Raw genomic sequence first — 21549 nt, 5'->3', positions numbered from 1 at the left:
GCAACGATTTTCTAGGAAGGCGGCGCTGCTCGTGTTTGACAGCTCGGGGTCCTTGCACTAGGAGCCGACATGGCATTCATCTACGATGAGCCGAGCAGGACGTTTGGCGAGTACCTGCTCGTCCCGAATCTGACGACGAAGGACTGCGTCCCGGCGAACGTCGATCTCACGGCCCCTGTCGTCCGGTTCAAGGCCGATCCGGGCGCCAGGCCGCCGGATCCGAGGCTCGCGCCGCTCACGATCAGCGTGCCGATCACCAGCGCGATGATGCAGTCGGTCTCGGGCGCCGAGCTCGCGATCGCGCTCGCGCGCTGTGGCGGCCTGTCGTTCGTGTACGGCTCGCAGGGCATCGAGGAAGAAGCCGCCATGGTGCGGCGCGTGAAGAACTACAAGGCCGGGTTCGTCGTGAGCGACTCGAACCTGCGCCCCGACGCGACGCTGGGCGACGTCCTCGCGCTCACCGATCGCACGGGCCACTCCACGATCGCCATCACCGAGGACGGCTCGCCCACGGGCAGGTTCGTCGGCATCATCACGAGCCGCGATTACCGGCTCGGCAAGACGCCGCTCAGCACGCCGGTGCGCGAGATCATGACGCCGTTCAAGTCGATCCACTGCGGCAAGGTCGGGCTGGATCTGCAGGAGGCGAACGAGCTCATCTGGCGTCACAAGCTCAACACCCTGCCCGTCATCGACGAGCGACAGCACCTGCAGTACCTGGTGTTTCGCAAGGACTACGAGTCGCACCAGGCGCACCCGCTCGAGAACGTGGATCACGAGAAGCGGCTGATCGTCGGCGCCGGCATCAACTCGCGCGACTACAGGGAACGCGTGCCGGCGCTGGTGGAGGCGGGGGCCGACGTGCTCTGCATCGACTCGTCGGACGGCTACTCGGAGTGGCAGGGAGACACCATCGCCTTCGCGAAGTCGCACGGCAAGGCGACCTACGTCGGCGCCGGCAACGTCGTCGATCGCGAGGGCTTCCTTTACCTTGTCGAGGCCGGCGCCGACTTCGTCAAGGTCGGCATCGGCGGCGGCTCGATCTGCATCACGCGCGAGCAAAAGGGCATCGGCCGCGGCCAGGCGTCGGCCGTGATCGAGGTGGCCAAGGCGCGCGACGAGTACTTCCAGCGGACCGGCATCTATGTGCCGATCTGCTCCGACGGCGGTATCAGCCAGGACTACCACATCACGATCGCGCTCGCGATGGGCGCAGATTTCGTGATGATGGGCCGCTACTTCGCGCGCTTCGACGAGGCGCCCGGGCGCAAGGTCCGCGTGAACAACCAGTTCATGAAGGAGTACTGGGGCGAGGGGAGCAACCGCGCGCGCAACTGGCAGCGCTACGACCACGGCGACACCAGCAAGAAGAAGGATCAGCTCGAGTTCGAGGAGGGCGTCGACAGCTATGTACCGTACGCCGGCAAGCTGAAGGACACCCTCGATGTCACGCTCGCCAAGGTGCGCTCGACCATGTGCAACTGCGGCGCCACATCGCTCCGCGACCTGTACATGCGCGCGCGCCTGACCGTCGCTTCCGCGGTCAGCATCCACGAAGGCGGCGTCCACGACGTGATGCTGAAGGACACGCGCGGCAATCCGCGCGAGCCCTGAGGCGCCGCGCTCGGGCCCCGCACACTGGCCCTCTCCTCGCGGCCCTGGGCGCACGCCGGACACCCGGAGCTCGTCGTCGCCGCCAAAGAGAAAGACATCCCGGAACCACCGGTCGAGCTCGTCACGCCCGGTGGTGTGAGCGGTTGCCCCACGGTGAGCGCCGACAGGCTGACACGCGCGGTGTCAGCCGCCGAGGAGCGCCCGCGTCCGCTGCTCCGCGCGGCGCCCCTCGGCGGCCAGCCGCTCGACGAAGCGCTCGATGATCGGATTGCGCCGGAAATTCTCGCGCGTCATCAGCTCGACGGGCAGCGGGTCGACCTCGGCGACCTCGACGTCGAGCCGCGAGCGCGCCACCTCGGTCAGCGCGAGCGCCGGCGCGAGGCCGATGCCGAGCCCGCCGGAGACGTACGAGACAAGGAGCGACACGCTCGACACGTCGATCGTCGAGATGGGCCGGATCCGCTCGCGATCCAGGTAGGCGTCGAGCATCCGCCGCCCCACGCTGCCGGGCGCCAGCCGGAGCAGCGGCTCGTGCCGGAGCCGCTCGCGCAGCGCCGGCGCCGTGCCCTTGAGCCGCGGCCCCACCCAGAGGAACGGCTGCACGAACAGCGGCTGCTTCACGAGGTCGCCGCCCGCCGAGGACGCCGACGCGAGGCCCAGGTCCACCTCGCCGCGCTCCACCCCCCGCGCGGCGTCGACCGAGTTCGCCGTCGTGATCGCGAACCGCACCGGCGCGCGCTTCTCGAGCATCTGCCGGATCACCGGCACGAGGAGCCCCTTGCCGAGGTAGTCGCTCGCCGCCACGCGCAGGGTCGTCGACGGCTCCCCAGCGAGCTCCGAGAGCAGCTCGAACACCCCCTCCGCCTGGTCGAACAGCCGCGTGATCGCGCCGAGCGCCGCCTCGCCGGCCGGGCTCAGCCGGAGGCCCCGCCCGTCGCGCTCGAACAGCGCCACCCCGAAGCGCTCCTCCACCCGGCGCACCTGCTGGCTGATCGCCGACGGCGTCTTGTGCAGCCGCCGCGCCGCCTCGGCGACCGAGCCCGACCGGGCCACCATCAGCACATCCTCGAGCGCGGGGAGCAGCGACGCGTCCATGTAGCCTTACTTAATCGATCGTGAAAAAAGTTTCATTCGACTTAATCCTCCCGCGCCCGCATAGTCCTCCCGCCGCCCGACGTTGGACCGCCAGATCGGCGGCGCTCCGGCCGCCTCCGAGGGAGGCCGCTCCCGCGCCGCGGCTCCGGCGCTCGGGCCGGCCCGCTTCGCACGCCGTCCCCTTCACCCCCATTCAGCGCACCGCGAGAGGCCATCATGGGTAAGAGTCTCTATGACAAGGTTTGGGACCTCCACAAAGTCCGCACACTGCCGAACGGCGAGGACCAGCTCTTCATCGGCCTTCACCTGATCCACGAGGTGACGAGCCCCCAGGCGTTCGGGATGCTCCGCGATCTCGGCCTCCGGGTGCGCATGCCCGAGCGGACGTTCGCGACCCTCGATCACATCGTCCCCACGGACAACCGCAAGCGGCCGTTCAAGGACGCGCTGGCCGAGGGGATGGTCGACGCGCTCAAGAAGGCGTGCACCGAGCAGGGGGTCACCTTCTTCGATCTCGAGTCGGGGCGGCAGGGCATCGTGCACATCATCGGCCCCGAGCTCGGCCTCACGCAGCCCGGCATGACGATCGCGTGCGGCGACTCGCACACGTCGACGCACGGCGCGTTCGGCGCGATCGCGTTCGGGATCGGGACGACGCAGGTGCGCGACGTCCTCGCGACGCAGACGCTGAGCCTCCAGCGGCTCAAGGTCCGGCGGATCCAGGTGGAGGGCAAGCTCGGGCCGGGCGTCTACGCGAAGGACATCATCCTCGAGATCATCCGCCGGCTCGGCGTGTCCGGCGGCACGGGCTACGCGTACGAGTACGGCGGGTCGACCATCGAGGGGTTCTCGATGGAGGAGCGGATGACCCTGTGCAACATGTCGATCGAGGGCGGCGCCCGGGTCGGCTATGTCAACCCGGACCAGGCGACGTTCGAGTACATGAAGGGGCGTCCGTACGCGCCGAAGGGCGAGGCGTGGGAGAAGGCGCTCGAGTACTGGCGCTCCATCGCCTCGGACGAGGACGCGCGTTACGACGATGTCGTCCGGATCGACGCGAGCGAGATCGCGCCGACCGTCACCTGGGGCATCACGCCGGGGCAGGCGATCTCGGTGAAGGAGAACGTCCCGGCGGCCGAGGACGTGGCGAACGAGTCGGAGCGGGCGCTGATCCGCGAGGCGCTCGAGTACATGCGGCTCGAGGGCGGCAAGCCGATCGAGGGGACGAAGATCAACGTGGCGTTCATCGGCAGCTGCACGAACGGCCGCCTCTCGGATTTCCGCGAGGTCGCGCGGCGCATCCAGGGGCACAAGGTCGCGCCGCACGTGCGCGCGCTGGCCGTCCCCGGGTCGATGGACGTGGCGCGCGCCGCCGAGGCCGAGGGGCTCGACAGGGTCTTCCGCGAGGCGGGCTTCGAGTGGCGCGAGCCGGGCTGCTCGATGTGCCTGGCGATGAACCCCGACAAGCTCATCGGCGATGAGCTGTGCGCGTCCTCGTCCAACCGCAACTTCAAGGGCAGGCAGGGGAGCCCGACCGGGCGCACCGTGCTCATGAGCCCGGTGATGGTCGCGGCGGCCGCCGTTCGCGGCGAGATCGCCGACGCTCGTGACGTGTTCGGAATCTGACGACGCTCGCACCCGAGGGAGATCCCAATGGCACTCGACTTGATTCAATCCGTCACCGGTCGCGCCGTTCACGTTCCGGGGGACGACATCGACACGGACCGCATCATCCCGGCGCGCTTCCTGAAGTGCGTCACCTTCGACGGCATCGGCGAGCACCTCTTCCGGGACGTGCGCTTCGATGAGCGCGGCGAGAAGCGGGAGCACCCGCTGAACGACCCGCGCTTCGCGGGCGCCACGATCCTGATCGCCGACCGCAACTTCGGCTGCGGCTCGTCGCGCGAGCACGCGCCGCAGTCGATCGCGAAGGCGGGCTTCAAGGCCGTCATCGCCGAGAGCTTCGCCGAGATCTTCTTCGGCAACTCGACGACGCTCGGCATCCCCTGCGTCTCGCTGAGCCGCGAGGACCGCGCCGCGCTCGTGGCGCGTGTGAACGCCGATCCGCAGACGCCCGTCACGGTCGACCTGCAGGAGCAGGTCGTGCGAGCCGGGAGCGACCTGAAGGTGCCGTTCACCATCAAGCCGGGGGCGCGCGAGTCGCTGATCCGCGGCACCTGGGATCCGATCGCCCAGCTCCTCGAGGGGGCCGAGGAGGTCACGAAGGTGGCGGCGCGGCTGCCGTACGTGCAGCAGCACGCGCAGGGGGCCTGAGGGCTCCGGTCGAGCTTTCCCCGCTCCGGCGCGAACCGCCGCCTCCACCTCGACCTGGAACCCCGGAGGCGAGGGGACGCCTCCAGCCCGGCGTGCCCTCGCCTCGAGGGGCGCCCCGCGCGGGGAGAGGACGGCGATGGAGCTGCGCAGATCTCCGTCGCCTTCGCGCATCCCCCGCGCCCCACGATCGGGCGCAGCGCCTCAGCTCCAGGTCAGTTGATGAGTTGACATCCGACCTGCTGGGCAACCTTGTGACATGAGTCCACCCAGAGGGGGGCACCGCCGCCCGTGCGCTCCCGCGCGCAGTGCCACCCGTCCGCGAGGATCGTCAGCTGGGCACTCGACCGCGTGAAGGCCGTCGGACCCGACATCGAGCAGAAGAAGGTCGTTCCCGGCTGGATCCAGTCCGCGCTCTCGCCAGGCGACGCCTCGTCGATTTCCACGTCGGCGTCGTTCGCGGTCGCGGCGCCGGTCGAGAGAGCCAGCGCCGTCACGAGCGCGAGTCCGAGGCCCATGTGCATTTTCCGAAGAGTGCTCATCACCATTCCCTCCCCTGTCGATCTCGAGCCAGGGTGCACGATGCACCCCCGCGATCTCGAGGTCGTATGTTGCCGTCCGTTGCCGGCTGTTTCCGTCCGTTGCAACGACGATGCCCGGGGCGTCCGTCACAGCGAGATACAATTCCCGTGACGACACGGCAGGAAGCACTCCCGTCACGACACGGCAGGAAAGACGGGCGAGTCGTCATGCTCTCTCTCTCTCATGGCCTGCCGGGCGTGGTTTTCTCGGTCTTTCACGCTCGTGCGCGCTGCGCCGCCCCTCCCCCGACCTGTGGGCCGGGCGCGACGTCCAGGAGCTGCACCTCGGCGGCCTGACCCGCTGCGCTGGCCGCCACGCGCTGCCGGCGGCCGACGCCGCGCCGGTCGAGCGCCTCATCGACCGCGCCAACGGCAATGCGTTTCTACCTCGAGGAGCTCATCCACACGGCTGCCGTCCGCCGCCGCGACGCCCTGCCCGAGACCGTGGCCGCCATGGTCCACGCCCGCAACCTCTCGCCGATGACCGCCGCCTGCTACCGCGCCGCCGCGCGCCCTCGCGCCCCACCGGTCCTCCCTCCTACAACAACCGCAGACGCGCAGGACGCGGCCAGCGACCCAACCTGGGTCGGGTCACCTCAACCTGGGTCGGGTCACCTCAACCTGGGTCGGGTCACCTCAACCTGGGTCGGGTCACCTCAACCTGGGTCACCTCAACCTGGGTCGGGTCACCTCAACCTGGGTCGGGTCACCTCAACCTGGGTCGGGTCACCTCACCGACATCCAGACCAAAATTCCACCATCATTTCATTCGCTTGCTTGCCGGCAAGCCCCGGTGGCGCAGTTGGCTCAACCTGACACGTGGGCAGCGCTCCCCGTCACACCACGGCCCTGTCGCGCTGTAGGCTTGCTTGCAGCGGACGCCGCGCGCCCTCGAAAAGCAGGCCGAAACGCGTCGCTCCGAGCGACCGGCGATGCCGCCGAGCAGGCGGACTCGCCTGGCATGTCCAATGCTTTAACTCCGGACGAGCTCTTCGAGTCGGCGCTGAGTCGCCGCGCGCAGCAGCGCTCCGCTTGCCGCGGCGCAGAGCCATCGTTCCTTGATCGCGTGTCGCGCACAGGCACGCAGGACGGAGTACCCCATGCGTTTCGCGTTCGTCTCCTCTCTTATCTCGCGTTCGTCGGCCGCTCGCTCCTCGCTCCAAGGGCTCATCGCGCTCTCCGCGCTCGTCGTGCTCACCGGCGCCAAGGGGCAGGGCTGTGGGCACGCCGAGGAGCCATCACCGCCACCGGAGCCCAGCTGCGGACCTGGCTTTCACTGGGAGACGGTCTGTTCGCCGTGCGAGATCGGGGAGATGTGCGAGCAGCAGTGTGTGCCCGACAGCGTCTGTCCCCCTGACTGGAGCGAGCAGACCATCTGCAGCGGCGGCAGCAGCGTCTCCGTGGGCCAGGGCGGCTCGGCCGGCGGCATCATCACGGAGCCGGGCGAGTGCTGGACCGAGTGCATCCCGCCGCAGCCGATGTGCCCGGCGGGCACGATCGAGCAGACCGTGTGCGGCGGCACCACCGTCGGCGTCGGCGCAGGCGGATCCGGCGGCTGGGGCAGCGCCAGCAGCAGCAGCGTCGGCGGCTGGGGCGCCGACCCCATGCCCTTCCCTGGCGATAATTGCTGGACCGAGTGCGTGCCCGTCGGGCCCTACTGCCCGCCGGGCACCACCCCGCAGACCTACTGCGACGGCGGCACCACCGGCACCGGCACCGGCAGCAGCAGCGTCGGCGTCGGAGGCTCGGGCGGCTGGATGGGCGCCGGCGGCGCCTCCGGCACCGGGGGCGGCGGCATCGGCGGCTCGGGCGGCACCGGGGGCGGCGGCATCGGCGGCTCGAGCGGCACCACGGGCGGCGGCATCGGCGGCTCGGGCGGGAGCACCAGCCCGCCGTACCCCGGCGGCGGTTGCTGGACCGAGTGCGTGCCCGTCGAGCCCTACTGCCCGCCCGGCACCATTCCGCAGACCTACTGCGACGGGGAGAGCACCGTCACCAGCGTGGGCGTCGGCGGCTCGGGCGGCTGGGCGAGCAGCGGCAGCGCCGGCGGGGGCCCCGGCGGCGGGGGCATGGGCGGCTCCGACGCAGGATTCGCCGCGCCACCGCCCCCCATCGGCGGTTGCTGGACCGAGTGCGTGCCCGTCGAGCCCTACTGCCCGCCCGGCACGACCCAGCAGACCGTCTGCAGCGGCAGCAGCGCCGTGAGCACCGGCGTCGGCGGCACCGGCGGGTACGACGGTGACTGGGGCGGTTGCTGGACCGAGTGCGTGCCCGTCGAGCCCTACTGCCCGCCCGGCACGACCCAGCAGACCATCTGCGAGGGCGGCGCGCCCGAGCCCGATACCAGCAGCAGCAGCGGCACCGGCATGGGCGGCACGCCCTTCCCCGGCGGCGGCTGCCGGACCGAGTGCGTGCCCGTCGAGCCCTACTGCCCGCCGGACACCATCCCGCAGACCATCTGCGGCGGCAGCAGCGTCTCCGTCGGCAGCTCGGGCAGCACCGGCACCGGCATGGCCGGCATGCCCTACCCCGGCGATTGCTGGACCGAGTGCGTGCCCGTCGAGCCCTACTGCCCGCCCGGCATGATCGAGCAGAAGGTCTGCTCCGGGAGCAGCAGCAGCAGCGGCACCGGCATGGGCGGCGCCGACCCGTCTACGGGCGAGTGCTGGACCGAGTGCGTGCAGGGCGCCACCTGCCCCCCCGGCGCGACCATCCGGACCATCTGCGAGGAGATCAGCGCCGGCGGCTCCGCCCCGATCTGCCGGACCGAGTGCGTCCTGATGCTGCCGTGACGCGACAGGCGCGGGCGATCCCCCCGACCGCGGGAGGTTTCGAGAGCGCAACAGCGCCGCCCGCGCCCTGCAGCCCCGCACCACCGATCGAATGACGAACGCGCCGGGAGGGCCAGGGGGAGCACGATCCCCTGGCCCTCCCGGCGTATCGGCGCTCCAGGGCGGCGCCGCCCCGGCGCTGCGCGGCCGCGCGGCCCCGCCGTCAGCCCGCGCGCTGCCCGACCGGAGGCGCCTCGGCATACCTGAACCCGAAGGCCCACGCCGGGCACACCGTGGCCGCGAAGCCCGCGCCGAGCCCGTAGAGGATCTCGTCGAGCGGCACGCCGAGCAGCGCCCTCCCCGGCAGCAGCACGCTGGGCCGCCAGGTGCGCTCGAACACGCCGGGCACGAGCGCCGCGAAGACGAGGCACAGGCCGAGATAGAGCGCCGCCGACAGCAGCGCTCCGAGCAGGCCCGGCACGAGCAGATCGCCGCGCAGCGCGACGAGCGCCGCGGCGACCCCCAACATCGCCGCCACCGACGCGTAGAGGACGGGCACCCCGGCCGCGATCAGCGCCACGGCCGTCGCGAGCACGAGCGCGATCGCCGCCGCCGCCCGCCGCCACGGCCGCGCGCCCTGCGCCGCGCAGGGCACCGGCGCGCGGCGGAACACCACGGCATAGGCGGTCGAGGAAAAGGCGCTGAGCCCGACGACGAACAGCACGTCCTCGATGCCGAACCCGATCCGATCGGCGAGGTCGAACAGGAACTTCGGGGTCCAGTACCTCGGATAGAACAGCCGCTCGGTCGCCGCGAACGGCAGCGAGGCGAGCGCCGCCCGCTTCATCAGGGGGCGCAGATCCGGGCGCCCCAGCCAGATGACGCCCCCTGGCAGGAGGAAGAGCGACGAGAGCAGCAGGAAGTCGTGGGACATCGCGCCCGCGCCCTTCAGCCCGCGGCGAGCGCGATGACGGTCGAGCCGACAAGCGACAGCGTCGCCGCGCCCGCCGCCGCGACCCGGACAAGCAGCCGGCGCGAGCCCGCCGGCGCGGGGCGGGCCAGCAGCACGGCGAGCGTCGCCGCCGCCGGCACGAGCAGGCCCGCCCCCGGGCGCAAGCCCACCGCGCTCAAGCCGACCGGCGCGAGCAGGAGCGAGGCGCCGTTCAGGAGGACGACGCACCGAGCCGCCCGCTCTCCGCCCACGCGCACGGGCAGCGTCCTCTTGTCGCTCTCGCGATCCGAGGGCTCGTCCGGGAGCGCGGTGGCGATCGCACAACCGAGGTGGCTCGGCAGCAGGAACGCGAGCAGGGCGAAGGGGAAACGCGCGGGATCGCCCCCCTGGGCGACGTAACCGTAGAGCGGCAGGAGCGCGCCGACGCCGACCATCTGGAGCAGCTCGCCGCCGCCGCGGTACGACAGGCGAAGCGGCGGGTAGCTGTAGGCCCAGAGGAGCAGCAGCGCCGCGATGGCGAGGAGCACGAGGAGCGGCGCCGCGGACGTCGACAGCGCCGCGGCGAGCGCCGCCGAGACGGCCACGAGCGCCGCGGCGCACACGACGGCCGCGGCCCCGAGCGCGCGGGGCGAGAGGCGCCCCTCGACGAGCACGCGCGAGCCGCCCGAGAAGGGCGTGGCGGTCCGGTTGCGGCGATCGGTCTCCTGGTCGGCGACGTCGTTCGCGTAGACGATGCAAAGCTGGTCGAGGAGGCCGAAGAGCTGGACCGCCGCGAGCGTCCCCATGTCGAGCGGGCGCCCGGCCGCCCGCGCGCCGACGAGCTGCCCGAGCAGCAGCGGGAGCGCGATGGTCGGCTGCGAGGCGAGCCGCGACGCATCGAGCCACGCCCGAAGCGCCCCCGGCCGGGCGCTCATCGCCCCGCGCCCCGCGACAGGCCGAGGCGATCGGCCAGCTTGGCGCGCAGATCGGCGAAGGGGAGGTCCCAGCGGCGCTCGCCGTCGAGGCGCCAGGCCTTGAGCGGGATCAGATCGACCTCGGCGAGCAGGCAGTGGAGCTGCGACTCCTCGCGCGGCTCGCGGATGAACGAGAAGGGGTTGCGGTACTCCCGGCCGTTCAGCTGCGAGTATTTGCGGTCGTTGTTCGCGATGAGCTCGACGAGCGCCTCCTGCCGGCTGTCGAGGTAGTCGAAGAACGCGACGTCGAAGGGCCCGATGCCCGCGCGCTCCTCCGGCTTGCGCATCACCCAGCGAGCCCAGTCATAGCCGTAGAGGAAGTCGTGCGCGTAGCGGAAGCGCAGCTTCGACTTGTTGCCGAAGCCCAGGCAGAGCGACACCACGCGGCGGGCGAGCTCGCCGATCGCGGGCGCGCTCCCGGCCTGCCACAGGCAGCAGGCCAGGTAGTCGAGGTCCCAGAAGATGTTGTCGGGGAAGTTGTCGGCGACCGCGCGGATCACCTCGCCCAGCCCGCGAGCGAAGGCGCTCGCCCGCTCGGCGTCCTCGCTGCCGTTCACGATCTGCTCGATCAGCGCGACGGGGGTGGGCGCGCACTGCCGGCGCGGCGCGACCGAGGCCCGCGCGCCGAGCAGGGGCGTCAGGCGCGCCAGCGCGTCGCGGTCCTCCGGAGGGATGACCGAGGTGCCCATCATGTCGGCCCTCCCGCGGCGCCGAGCCCGGCGGCGAGCACGGCCGCCGACAGGGCGACGATCCCCCACTGGATCGCGCGGTGGAGCTCGCGCTTGTAGGCCGCCTGCGCGGCGAAGGCGTTCGTCACCGCCTCCGCGCTCTTCCGGAGGAGCCGCGCCCTGAAGAACAGCGCGACGGCCGCGCCCGGCGCGATCGACAAGAGCGGCGGCGCGTCCTCGGCGAGGGCGGGCGCCGCGAGCCAGAGGAGAGGGCCGAGCCCGGCCAGGGCCTCGGTGATCCGGCGCGTGGCCGCATTGCCGAGCAGCGTGGTCACGGTGCGCTTGCCGCCGGCGCGATCGCTCTGCTCGTCGGACAGCCCGCTGGCCAGGGCGCTCGCCAGCGCGAGCAGGAGCAGGCCCGGCAGGAGCGCCAGGAGCCACGCCGGCGCCCACACGCCACACTGGGCATACGCGTGCAGCAGGGGGAGCACGCCGCCGACGCCGACCATCTCGAGGAGCTCACCGCCGCCGCGGTAGTTGAGCCGGATCGGCGGCAGCGTGTAGGCGACGAAGACGAGCTGACCGAGCGCGGCCAGGGGCAGCAGCAGCGGGCGATCGAGCGCGACGCCGGCCCCCCAGGCCACGAGCAACGCGGCGACGCCGGCCCCGAGCCCGGCGAGAAGGAGGGCGTGGGCGGGAAGGATGCCGTCCGGGATGGTCTTCGGTGAGCATCCATCCGGGAACATGCGTCTCTTGAGGGCATCGACCTCGCGATCGCCCCAATCGTTGAGGAGCACGATGAAGGCGACGTCGGCCATCATCCACAGCGCGCCGAAGGCGAGCGCCCCCGCGGACAGCCGGCCGGCGGCGGCCGCGCCCACGGCGTGCCCGCAGACCGCCGGGACGAGCACCTTGGACCAGCTCGCGGGCTTGAGCGCGTACACCCACCGCGCTCCAGGGCTCATCGACTCGAGGCGCATGGCTCAGGTCTCTCTGCTGCTAGCACAAGAACACGGGCGCTCATGGGCTACATGAGCCCGCCCGGAAAAGGCGGCGCCTTCCGCGGGGCGCGCCGGCGCTGGAAAGCGCTCCACTCCGAGGCCAGCGCCGCCAGCGGGTCGGAGCGGCGTTTCCTTCCACGCTGATCTGAGCCACCTTACTCCCCTCGGCAGCCTCGACACGCGACCTCGTGCGGCACGTCCTCCCCCCCTCCCCTCGCCTGGCCAGCGCGCTCCCGCCGCGCGCCCCCGAGCAGCGCCTCGAGCCCGCGGGGAGGCCCGCATGACCGCCGACGCGACCCGGCTGCGCGGCGCGCGGGCGCTCGTGGACGAGCCCGCCCGCCGCCGCATCCGCGACGACCTCCTGACGACGCTCGTCGTCGAGGCCGCCGCGGGCACCGGCAAGACCACCGCGCTCGTGTCGCGGATCGTCGCCGTGCTGCGGAGGGCGCCCGAGGAGGGCGGCGGGACGCTCGATCGCATCGTCGCGGTCACCTTCACCGAGAAGGCGGCCGGCGAGATGAAGCTGCGCCTCCGCGCCGAGATCGAGCGGGCGCGCAGCGACTCGAGCGCGGGCCCGGCGGAGCGCGCGCGGCTCGACGAGGCGCTCGCGCACCTGGAGGCGGCGCGCATCGGGACCATCCACTCCTTCTGCGCCGACCTCCTGCGCGAGTGGCCGGTCGAGGCGCGCGTCGACCCGCTGTTCCAGGTCGCGGCCGCGGATCAGGCCGAGGCGCTCTTCGACCAGGCCTTCGACACGTGGTTCCAGCGCACCCTGAACGACCCGCCCGAGGGCGTGCGCCGGATCCTGCGCCGGCGACCGCGCGACGGCGCGCAGGGCCCGCGCGACCTGCTCCGGAGCGCGGCGTGGAGGCTGGCCGAGCACCGCGACTTCACGCGCGCCTGGCGACGCGACCCGTTCGACCGCGAGCGCGCCATCGACGAGATCCTCGACCGCCTCGCGGCGCTCGCGAACCTCGGCGCCGAGGCCGACCGGGAGGGCGACTACCTCGCGCAGAGCCTCCGGAACCTCGACCGCTACCTCGCGGAGCTCCGCCGCCGCGAGGAGGTGACGGGCGGGCGCGATCACGACGGCCTGGAGGCCGAGCTCGGCGACGTCGCGCGCTGGAAGGAATGGCGCTGGAAGGGGACCGGCAAGGCGTTCGGCGCGGACCTCTCGCGCGCCGAGGTGCTCGCGCAGCGCGACCGCGTGAAGGCCGAGCTCGACGCCGTGCTCACGGCCGCGAGCGCCGATCTCGCGGCCTGCCTCTCGCGCGAGCTCCGGCCGCCGATCGAGGCGTACGACGCGCTCAAGGCCCGCGCCGGCAAGCTCGACTTCCTCGACCTGCTCCTCTGCGCCCGGGATCTCCTCCGATCGAGCCGCAGCGTCCGCGAGGAGCTGAACCTCCGCTTCTCGCACCTCTTCGTCGACGAGTTCCAGGACACCGACCCGCTCCAGGCGGAGATCCTGCTCCTGCTCGCGGCCGACGATCTCTCCGAGACCGACTGGACGCGGGCGCGCCCGGTGCCCGGCAAGCTCTTCGTGGTCGGCGATCCGAAGCAGTCGATCTACCGCTTCCGCCGCGCCGAGGTCGCGCTCTACGAGGCGACGAAGGCCCGGCTCGTCGCGTGCGGCGCGAGCGTGCTGTACCTGTCGACGAGCTTCCGCAGCGCCCCGTCGATCCAGGAGGCCGTCAACGCCGCGTTCGCGCCGCTGATGCAGGGAGCGGCCGCCGAGGGCGAGCGCGCGGCGAGCCAGGCGCGGTACGTCGCGCTCGAGCGGTTCCGCGACGATCCGCCGGAGCAGCCGACGGTCATCGCGCTCCCGGTGCCGCGGCCTTACGGCGACTTCGGCAGGATCTCCGATTTCCGGGTGCGGCAGTCGATCCCGGACGCCGTGGGCGCCTTCGTCCACCACCTCATCCACGGCGGCCGGGGCGCGGCCTCGGGCGGGCGGCGCTGGACGGTGACGGAGCGCGAGCGCCCGGGCCAGCGGGTGCCGCTCGAGGCACGGCACATCTGCCTTTTGTTCAAGCGTTTCCAGACGTTCGGGGAGGACGCGACCCGCGCTTACGTGCGGGCGCTCGAGGCGCGGCGGATCCCGCACGTGCTCGTGGGCGGGCGGTCGTTCCACGATCGCGAGGAGGTGATGGCCGTGCGGAGCGCGCTGCTCGCGATCGAGTGGCCGGACGACGAGCTCAGCGTCTACGCGACGCTGCGCGGGCCGCTCTTCGCGCTGACGGACGACGTGCTCCTGCTCTACCGCGACCGGTTCCGCCGCCTGCACCCGCTGTTTCAGCCGCCGGACGACGGCGCGCTCGATCTCGCGGTGGAGGGCGGGGCGCGGCCGCTCCGGGAGGTCGCGGAGGCGCTCGCGGTGCTCGGGCGGCTGCACCGCGAGCGCAACCGGCGGCCGATCGCGGACACCATCGGCGGGCTCCTCGACGAGACGCGCGCGCACGCGGGCATCGCGATCTGGCCGACGGGGGAGCAGGCGCTCGCGAACGTGCTGCGGGTGATGGATCTCGGGCGGCGCTTCGAGGCGGCCGGCGCGACGTCGTTCCGCGCGTTCGTGGAGCGGCTCGAGCTGGACGCCGAGCGGGGCGAGGTCGCGGAGGCGCCGGTCGTCGAGGAGGGCACGGAGGGGGTGCGGATCATGACGGTGCACCGGGCCAAGGGGCTCGAGTTCCCGGTGGTGATCCTGGCGGATCCGGCGTCGCCGGCGGTGCACCAGCTCCCGTCGCGGCACGTGGATCCGGAGCTCGGCCTGTGGGCGGAGCCGATCGCCGGCTGCGTGCCCGCGGAGCTCGTCGAGCGCCGCGACGAGGTGCTGCGCCGCGATCGCGAGGAGGCGGTGCGGCTCGCGTACGTGGCGGCGACGCGGGCGCGCGAGCTTCTCGTGGTGCCCGCGGTGGGCGACGCGCGACCCGGCGACGGCACGAGCGACGGCTGGCTCGACGTGCTGCACCCCGTGCTCTACCCGGCGCCGCGCGAGCGGCGGAGCCCCCGGCCGTGCGAGGACCTCGGCTGCCCTCCGTTCGGGACCGACACGGTGCTGGAGCGCCCGGCGCGGTGCGAGGCCGACGAGCGGGACGCGGTCGCGCCGGGGGAGCACGCGCCGATGGCGGGATCGCACCGCGTTGTGTGGTGGGATCCTGGCGCGCTCGATCTGGATCGCGAGCCGGAGGCGGGGCTGCGGCAGCAGCGGATCCTGCAGGCGGACGCGAGCGGCGGCGTGACGGCGACGGGCGCGGCGGCGGAGCTCGGGCAGCGCGGCCACGAGGTGTGGCAGGAGGCGCGGCTGCGGGCGATCCTGGACGGCGCGGTGGCGGCGGTCCGCGTGAAGACCGCGACGGAGATCAGCCACGAAGCGGCGCTGGCCGCCGCCGCAGCGGAGGACGCGGCGGGCGCGGCTGCCGGCGAGGCGGGCGCCGGCAAGGCGGCGCGGGGGAAGCGGGCGGACGCGTTGCCGGTGATCTCGTTCGAGCAGACGGACATCGCGCGCGAGGGCCGGCCTTACGGCAAGCGGTTCGGGACGCTTGTGCACGCGGTGCTGGCCGAGGTCGACCTCCGGGCAGGCGAGGACGACGTGAGGACGGTGGCGACGGCGCAAGCGCGGCTGCTCGGGGCGCCGGCCGAGGAGGTCGACGCGGCGGTCGCGGCGGCGGTCGCGGCGCTCGAGCACCCGCTGCTCCGGCGCGCGGCGGAGAGCGCGGCGCGCGGCACGTGCGAGCGGGAGACGCCGCTGCTTTTGCGGCTCGAGGACGGGACGATCGCCGAGGGCATCGTCGACCTCTCGTTCCGCGAGAGCGTGGGCGACGTGGGGATCTGGACCGTGGTCGATTTCAAGACCGGCTCCGACGCGGGCACGGCGCACGCGGCGCAGGAGGCGCAGGTGCGGCTCTACGTGCAGGCGATCGCCGAGGCGACGGGCGAGAGGGCGAGAGGGGTGGTGCTCAGGGTGTGAGGTGCGCCGCCGGGCGTCGCGGGAGGCCCGTGGGTGGCGCGTCGCGGGAGGCCCGTGGGTGGCGCGTCGCGGGAAGCCCGTGGGGTGGTACGATGGATGGCATGGGTTCGAGAGCGGCAGCAGAAATCCTCCGACCTGAGCCGATGACGCTGGAGCAGTGGGCCGACCTCGAGGAGGACGAGCCGGGTGAGCTCTTGGATGGCCGTCTTGTGGAGGAAGAGGCGCCGACGACGCTGCACGAAGCGGTGGTCAGCTGGTTGATCGAGGTGCTCCGCGGATGGGCCCGACCGCGGGGCGGCTGGGTGTTTGGCTCGGAGTACAAGCTCGGCGTATCGGCGCGACGCGGGCGCAAGGCCGACGTGTGCATGTATGCCCCGGGCGCGCCGCTCCGAGGCCGCGACGCGCTCTCCCGGATCCCTCCGACCGTGGTGGTCGAGGTGCTCTCGCAACGGCCGCGCGACGTGCGGCGCGACCGGATGGAGAAGACCATCGAGTACGCCCGCTTCGGGGTGCGCTGGTACTGGCTCGTGGATCCGGACGCGCAGCTCTTCGAGCTGTGGGAGCTCGGCCCCGACGGGTATTACGTGCAGCGGTTGCCCGCCTCGGAAGGGAAGGTGCTCGTACCGGGGCTGGAAGGGCTGGAGCTCGATCTGGATGCGCTGTGGGCCGAGGTGGCGCCGCTCTTGGACGACGAGGAGCCGGAGCGGGACGAGAGCGGCGACAGGTGAGCCGGGGGCCTCAGGCCGGCGCTGCCGCGGGCGCCTCGGACGGTACAACCGGGTTGAAACCGCCAGCAAAGCGAAGAATTTCGAACCGCCAAGGACGCCAAGACAATATTCTGTGTTTGGCGTCCTTGGCGCCTCAGCGGCTCATCTCCACGCTCGATCAACGTGATAGATGCTCTCGGCGATCACGGCCGATCGGGGCGCCGCACGTACCGCTCGTCGTCTACGGAGGTGGGGTACCCATCGCCGTCGATGTGCTTGTACAGGTCGCCCTCGCGGACCTCGTAGCGCATGTACACGACGGGCTCCTCGATGGGCTCCTCGACTCCATCCTGCAGGATGCGGGTGTACTGGAGCTCGATGTGCCCGCGCTCGGTGTTGTACGAGACGACGCGTGCGTAGAGGTCACGCGGAGTGCCCATGAACGGAAAGCGGAGGTGAAAGCTTGTCTGGCACAGCTCGAGGAGCGAGCCGTCGTCCTCGCTGACCCAGGTGCCCACGAAGGGCAGGCGCTGCGCGTCGTGGTCCGGGGAATCGCCCGCCGCCGACTTGGGCCCGGGCGAGCCAGGAGGCGGAATCACGAGATCGACCGGGGTGGTGGACCCGGACGGCGGCAGGGCTGACGAGGGACCGCAGCCGATGATGTAGGTCGTCGCGAGCGCAAGGGCGGCGCAGATCGCGCAAGAGCCACGTCGGTACATGAGGCGAGTCTACACCCGCGCGGCGGACGCTAGCGCCTCCGGTCCGCCTCTTGTGCACGGCTGGTGTGGTCCCGCACCGATGGGCAGCCCTGCGGCGCCGGTCAACCAGGCGCAGCGTGGTAGTCCGGCCCCTCTTCCCCGCGCAGGATCTCGGTGTGAACGACCGCCGCGTCCCTCAGGTGCGCCACCGCCCCGAGCTCGGCGTCGCGGCGATATGCCGAGAAGGCTTGTTCGTCCGGAAAGGTGACGAGGTGAATCTCCTTGAGGGTCAGCCCAGCGCCCTCGGGCGCGGTCACCACGGTCCGCTCGATCGCGCCGCCGTACCGCGCCATCACGGCCGCGGCCTTCCTCTCGTAGGCGCGGAACGCGTCGAGCGCCTCGCACCGCACCGTGAGGATCACGACAAGCGTCACCGGAACACCCGCTCCTTCACGTCACGTCACCACCAGAGCACAAAAAAAAAGAGCGCCCATTCGACGGAGGGGGGGAGACCGTCACGGGCGCTCTGCCTTAGGTGATTAGCAGGATGCAGGCCAAGGGTTGCGCCCTCGCCCTCCGCGCATTTTCCCTAGGAGACCTGCGTACTCCTTTCGATCCTGAAACCAGCGCCTGCAATCCTGATATCCCCGACGTTGGGGCCCGTCCAGCGGGTGGTGCGGCCGGCCGAGATCGTGCCGTGTCACCGGCGTCGGTCCCCGCTGGCGGGATCTCCTTGAAGCGAACCACGTTCACCGGGCCCGTCGCGCAGCCGTCGCCGGCCCGCCAGAAGCGCGAGGCCGCCCCCGCAACCGCCATCGCGCCGCGCGCCGCGAGCGGCGTTGACATCACCGCCAGGCTTGCTCCAATGCGTGCGCCCGCTCCGCGCCGTTCAAACGAGGAGGCATCCGATGCGGCACTTCCTGACCACGATGGACTACACCCGCGCAGAGATCGAGGGCCTCCTCGAGCGCGCGCAGCGCTTCAAGCGGCGGCCGATCGAGCCGCGCCTCAAGGATCGCACCATCGCGCTCGTCTTCTTCAACCCGTCGCTGCGGACGCGCACCTCCTTCGACGTCGGCATCCGGGAGCTCGGCGGCCACGCCGTCGTGCTGGAGCCTGGCCGGGGCGCGTGGCCCATCGAGTTCGAGGAAGGCGCCGTGATGGACGGCGAGCCGGAGGAGCACATCCAGGAGGTCGCTCGGGTGCTCTCGCGCTACGCCGACCTCATCGGCGTGCGCGCGTTCCCCAAGTTCCAGCGCTGGGAGGACGATCGCCAGGACAAGGTGCTCCAGGGGTTCGCCCGCCACGCGACCGTGCCGGTCGTGAACCTGGAGACCATCACCCATCCCTGCCAGGAGCTCGCGCTCGCGCTCGCCATGAAGGAGCGCCTCGGCCGCCTCGACGGCAAGAAGTTCGTCCTCACCTGGACGTATCACCCGCGCCCGCTCAACACCGCAGTCGCCAACTCGGCCGTTCTCATCGCCTCCAAGCTCGGCATGGACGTCACCCTCCTCTGCCCCAGCGAGGAGTACCACCTCGACGAGCGTTACCTCGACGCCGCCAGGAAGAGCGCCGCCGATAACGGGCAGAAGCTCTCGATCACCTACGACATCGAGTCCGCCTACAAGGGCGCCCACGTCGTGTACGCGAAGAGCTGGGGCGCGATTCCCTACTTCGGGCGCTGGGAGCAGGAGAAGCCCCTCCGCGACAGGCACAAGCACTTCATCGTCGATGAGCAGAAGATGGCGCTCACCTCGGGTGGGCTCTTCTCCCACTGTCTGCCGGTCCGACGTAACATCAAGGTCACGGACGCGGTGATCGACTCGCCCGCGTCCATGGTCATCGACGAGGCCGAGAATCGGCTGCATGTTCAGAAGGCCGTGATGGACGTGCTGGCCAACGGGTGGTGAACACGATGGGCTCGACGCAAGACGTCATCGTCCGCCTGCTCAGGAACCTCGGCAGCCGCAAGGAGGTCGAGCAGTACCTGAAGCAGTACGCGGCTGTCGATCAGCAGAAGTTCGCCGTCATCAAGGTCGGCGGGGCCATCCTCGACGAGGACCTGGAGGCGCTCGCGACCTCGCTCGTGTTCCTGAACCAGGTCGGGCTGTATCCCATCGTCATCCATGGCGCCGGGCCGCAGCTCGATCGGGCGCTCGCCCAGGCGGGCATCCCGACGGAGCGCGTCAATGGCCTGCGCGTCACGACGCCTCGCATCCTGGAGGTCGCTCGCCGCGTCTTCCTCCGCGAGAACCTGCGGCTCGTCGAGGCGCTCGAGGAGATGGGCACGCGCACGCGGCCGATCACGGCGGGCGTCTTCGAGGCGTCGCTGCTCGACGAGGAGCGGCTCGGGCTGGTCGGCAAGATCGAGCGCGTCCACGTAGACGCGGTGAGATCCAGCCTCCGCGCGGGGCACTTGCCGATCCTGGCCTGCCTCGGGGAGACGCCGGGCGGGCAGATCGTCAACATCAACGCCGACGTGGCCGCCCGCGAGCTCGCGCTCGCGACGCAGCCGTTCAAGATGATCTTCCTCACGAGCACGGGTGGTCTGCTCGACGAGCACGGGCGCATCATCTCGGCCATCAACCTCGAGGAGGACTTCGTGGGCCTCATGGCCCAGCCCTCGCTGAACGGGGGCATGCGCCTCAAGCTGCAGGAGATCAAGCTCCTGCTCGACGGGTTGCCGCCGACCTCCTCCGTCTCGATCACATCGCCCGATCACCTGGCCAAGGAGCTCTTCACGCACACGGGCTCAGGCACGCTCGTCCGCCGCGGCGAGCGGATCCTCCGGCACGACACGCTGGACGGCATCGACCGCGGCCGTCTCCGCGATCTGCTCGAGGCGTGCTTCCAGCGGAAGCTGGACGAGCACTACTTCGACAAGAAGCCTTTCTATCGCATCTACCTGTCCGACTCGTACCGGGCGACGGCGATCCTCACGCTCGACCCGGGCGGGAGGGCCCCGCTCACCCCGTACCTCGACAAGTTCGCGGTGACCTCGGAGGCGCAGGGCGTGGGTATCGGCGGCTCGCTCTGGACGCGGATGAAGAACGAGAACCCGAAGCTGTTCTGGCGCGCCCGGAACGGCAACGAGATCAACCCCTGGTATTTCCAGCAGGCCGAGGGCAGCTACCGCAACGAGAACTGGACGGTGTTCTGGTACGGCCTGTCGAGCTTCGACGACATCCGGGCCTGCATCGATCACGCGCTGTCCTTGCCGACGACCCTGCGCCAGCACGGCACGGCCTAGCCGACCGACGCCGCCCTCGCCCGCCGCGGCGGGGGCGCGAGGAATCCCCGACTCGCCTGCTCCGGCGCTCCTCCGGCTTCGCCGGAGGAGCGTGCCCCGCCGTGGAGCTAACCTGCCGCGTGCGGACCGATCTGCTGGAGGCGCGCGTTGATCACGTCCCAGTTCAGGCCCGAGAGCACGTTGGCGACATAGTCCGCCTTCTTCGTCTGGTAGTCCGCGAAGTACGCGTGCTCCCAGGCGTCGATGGCGACCATGATATGCGTGTTCGCGAACAGGCCTACGTCGTGCTCGGTCCGGATGAGGTTATTGAAGAGCTTCTGCTCCTGGTAGTCGTACACGAGCACCGTCCAGCCGTGCGCGCTCAGGAGGGCCGCCTTCGCGTCGGCCAGCCAGTTATCGAAGCTGCCGAACGAGGCCTCGATGAGCTTCTTCGACTGGGCGCTCGGCTGCGTCGAGCCGTTGCCGATGTTCTCGAAGTAGAGCTCGTGCAGCACCGTGCCGTTGAAGGCGACCGGCTCACGACGCTTCAGCTCGCTGTACGCGTTGTACGAGTAGTTCGGCGCGCTGCGATCAGCCTTGCCAAGCTGCTCCCAGATCTCGTTGAGCTTCTTCACGTAGCCCTGGTACAGCGTGAAGTGCGCCTTGAGCTGCAAGTCGCTCAAGCCCTTGGCGTTGCCGCCGAGGAGGTTGTCGAAGTTCTTGGGTTCGCGGGCCATGGTCCCTCCTAAACGAGCGCCGCGAGCAACGCGTGCCGCGGGGTCAGGCGGCCGCTCTACCGCCGCCGCTCCCCGGTAGCAACCCTGCCGCACGAGGTGACAGACCGCGGACTCGCGAGGCCAGCGGGCTTGACGCCAGCGGGCTTGACCTGCGCGCGGGAAACTCCGGACGCCGGCTCAAGCCGCACCGTGAGCGCGCGAAGGGACGCCACGACCCCTGAACACGCGGGGGGACGCCACGGCTGCCGAACCGACCCCGAGCACGCGAAGGACGCCACGATCTCCGGCCCGCCGCGCCGCGCTCGAGC

The 21549-nt window shown here is 71.5% G+C and carries 17 protein-coding genes; 8 read left to right on the top strand and 9 right to left on the bottom strand.

The genetic code is table 11. The features are described from left to right. The first annotated feature begins 69 nt into the window (after positions 1-69). The gene (locus tag WME90_RS00445) at positions 70-1614 is read left to right on the top strand and encodes an IMP dehydrogenase (RefSeq protein WP_437279057.1); all 1545 of its coding nucleotides are present in this window, start codon (positions 70-72) and stop codon (positions 1612-1614) included. Positions 1615-1797: 183 nt separating this feature from the next. Here WME90_RS00445 and WME90_RS00440 read toward each other — a convergent pair whose 3' ends face one another. After that, positions 1798-2709 carry a LysR family transcriptional regulator gene (locus tag WME90_RS00440; RefSeq protein ID WP_437279056.1) on the bottom strand — a complete coding sequence of 304 codons (912 nt, stop codon included), beginning with the start codon at positions 2707-2709 and terminating at the stop codon, positions 1798-1800. 216 nt (positions 2710-2925) lie between these two features. Between WME90_RS00440 and leuC the strand changes: the two genes are divergently transcribed. Together leuC and leuD are read left to right on the top strand one after the other, a co-directional pair. Then, positions 2926-4335: a 3-isopropylmalate dehydratase large subunit gene (leuC, locus tag WME90_RS00435; protein WP_437279055.1), complete on the top strand. Its 1410-nt coding sequence runs from the start codon at positions 2926-2928 to the stop codon at positions 4333-4335. 27 nt (positions 4336-4362) lie between these two features. Further along, the gene (gene leuD, locus WME90_RS00430) at positions 4363-4983 is read left to right on the top strand and encodes a 3-isopropylmalate dehydratase small subunit (protein WP_437279054.1); all 621 of its coding nucleotides are present in this window, start codon (positions 4363-4365) and stop codon (positions 4981-4983) included. 212 nt (positions 4984-5195) lie between these two features. Here leuD and WME90_RS00425 read toward each other — a convergent pair whose 3' ends face one another. Further along, positions 5196-5498 (bottom strand): hypothetical protein, encoded by a 303-nt coding sequence (locus WME90_RS00425; protein ID WP_437279053.1) that lies wholly within the window; start codon positions 5496-5498, stop codon positions 5196-5198. Between the two features lie 1163 nt (positions 5499-6661). On the opposite strand from WME90_RS00425, the gene WME90_RS00420 reads away from it, so the two are divergent. Beyond that, positions 6662-8353 carry a hypothetical protein gene (locus WME90_RS00420; RefSeq protein WP_437279052.1) on the top strand — a complete coding sequence of 564 codons (1692 nt, stop codon included), beginning with the start codon at positions 6662-6664 and terminating at the stop codon, positions 8351-8353. Between the two features lie 202 nt (positions 8354-8555). Here WME90_RS00420 and WME90_RS00415 read toward each other — a convergent pair whose 3' ends face one another. Genes WME90_RS00415 through WME90_RS00400 form a run of 4 tightly spaced genes read right to left on the bottom strand, consistent with a single transcriptional unit; the run spans position 8556 to position 11885 of the window. Next, on the bottom strand, positions 8556-9266 hold the full coding sequence (locus WME90_RS00415) for a lycopene cyclase domain-containing protein (RefSeq protein WP_437279051.1): 711 nt from the start codon (positions 9264-9266) through the stop codon (positions 8556-8558). 14 nt (positions 9267-9280) lie between these two features. After that, the gene (locus WME90_RS00410; RefSeq protein ID WP_437279050.1) at positions 9281-10198 is read right to left on the bottom strand and encodes a prenyltransferase; all 918 of its coding nucleotides are present in this window, start codon (positions 10196-10198) and stop codon (positions 9281-9283) included. Next, positions 10195-10929 (bottom strand): ferrochelatase, encoded by a 735-nt coding sequence (locus WME90_RS00405; protein ID WP_437279049.1) that lies wholly within the window; start codon positions 10927-10929, stop codon positions 10195-10197. The genes WME90_RS00410 and WME90_RS00405 overlap by 4 nt, the downstream gene beginning before the upstream one ends. Then, positions 10926-11885 carry a UbiA family prenyltransferase gene (locus WME90_RS00400; protein WP_437279048.1) on the bottom strand — a complete coding sequence of 320 codons (960 nt, stop codon included), beginning with the start codon at positions 11883-11885 and terminating at the stop codon, positions 10926-10928. Before WME90_RS00400 ends, WME90_RS00405 begins: the two co-directional genes overlap by 4 nt. A gap of 301 nt (positions 11886-12186) precedes the next feature. Here WME90_RS00400 and WME90_RS00395 point away from each other — a divergent pair, with 301 nt between their 5' ends. Together WME90_RS00395 and WME90_RS00390 are read left to right on the top strand one after the other, a co-directional pair. After that, the gene (locus tag WME90_RS00395; protein WP_437279047.1) at positions 12187-15870 is read left to right on the top strand and encodes a UvrD-helicase domain-containing protein; all 3684 of its coding nucleotides are present in this window, start codon (positions 12187-12189) and stop codon (positions 15868-15870) included. 101 nt (positions 15871-15971) lie between these two features. Beyond that, entirely contained in the window at positions 15972-16598 is a 627-nt protein-coding gene (locus tag WME90_RS00390; protein ID WP_437279046.1) for a Uma2 family endonuclease, read from the top strand. A 182-nt stretch (positions 16599-16780) separates the two neighbouring features. Here the strand turns inward: WME90_RS00390 and WME90_RS00385 are convergent, their stop codons facing one another. Together WME90_RS00385 and WME90_RS00380 are read right to left on the bottom strand one after the other, a co-directional pair. After that, positions 16781-17296, bottom strand: a complete 516-nt coding sequence (locus tag WME90_RS00385; RefSeq protein ID WP_437279045.1) for a hypothetical protein — start codon at positions 17294-17296, stop codon at positions 16781-16783. Between the two features lie 101 nt (positions 17297-17397). Beyond that, positions 17398-17709 (bottom strand): DUF1330 domain-containing protein, encoded by a 312-nt coding sequence (locus WME90_RS00380; RefSeq protein ID WP_437279044.1) that lies wholly within the window; start codon positions 17707-17709, stop codon positions 17398-17400. A 474-nt stretch (positions 17710-18183) separates the two neighbouring features. Between WME90_RS00380 and WME90_RS00375 the strand changes: the two genes are divergently transcribed. Together WME90_RS00375 and WME90_RS00370 are read left to right on the top strand one after the other, a co-directional pair. Continuing rightward, positions 18184-19185 carry an N-acetylornithine carbamoyltransferase gene (locus tag WME90_RS00375; protein WP_437279043.1) on the top strand — a complete coding sequence of 334 codons (1002 nt, stop codon included), beginning with the start codon at positions 18184-18186 and terminating at the stop codon, positions 19183-19185. A gap of 5 nt (positions 19186-19190) precedes the next feature. Then, entirely contained in the window at positions 19191-20525 is a 1335-nt protein-coding gene (locus WME90_RS00370) for an acetylglutamate kinase (protein WP_437279042.1), read from the top strand. Positions 20526-20632: 107 nt separating this feature from the next. Here the strand turns inward: WME90_RS00370 and WME90_RS00365 are convergent, their stop codons facing one another. After that, on the bottom strand, positions 20633-21241 hold the full coding sequence (locus WME90_RS00365) for a superoxide dismutase (protein ID WP_437279041.1): 609 nt from the start codon (positions 21239-21241) through the stop codon (positions 20633-20635). Positions 21242-21549 lie beyond the last annotated feature (308 nt).

The sequence above is a fragment of the Sorangium sp. So ce375 genome, from assembly GCF_051473855.1.
Taxonomy (GTDB): domain Bacteria; phylum Myxococcota_A; class Polyangia; order Polyangiales; family Polyangiaceae; genus Sorangium.
This window is presented reverse-complemented; position numbering and strand designations above follow the sequence as displayed.